Annotated in this window: 1 protein-coding gene; it reads left to right on the top strand. The window is 59.8% G+C overall.

Annotated elements, in window-relative coordinates:
* Window positions 1-246 (top strand): transposase (locus tag QM806_RS41135; protein ID WP_283295079.1); only part of this gene is annotated, 246 nt, incomplete at both ends.

Genomic DNA, 246 nt, shown 5'->3' with positions numbered 1-246 from the left:
GGCAGAGGTGCCGAACGCACTATTCGACGAACCTGATGACGGTGACCCCGAAGGCGTCGTGGCCTTGGGTGAAGACGTTGCTGCACTCGGTGTACGACCAGCCGGACGCGGATTCTGTTCATGCCCAATATGATCGGGTCATCAACGCACTCGCCGAGAAGCTACCGAAGGTCGCCGACCACCTCGAGGCGGCACGACCGGACCTGTTGGCGTTCACCGCATTTCCGAAGCAGATTTGGAAACAGA

Source organism: Rhodococcus sp. IEGM 1351 (genome assembly GCF_030056875.1).
Lineage (GTDB): Bacteria > Actinomycetota > Actinomycetes > Mycobacteriales > Mycobacteriaceae > Rhodococcus_F > Rhodococcus_F opacus.
Note: the sequence above shows the minus strand (reverse complement) of the source record. Positions and strands in the feature narration are given on the sequence as shown.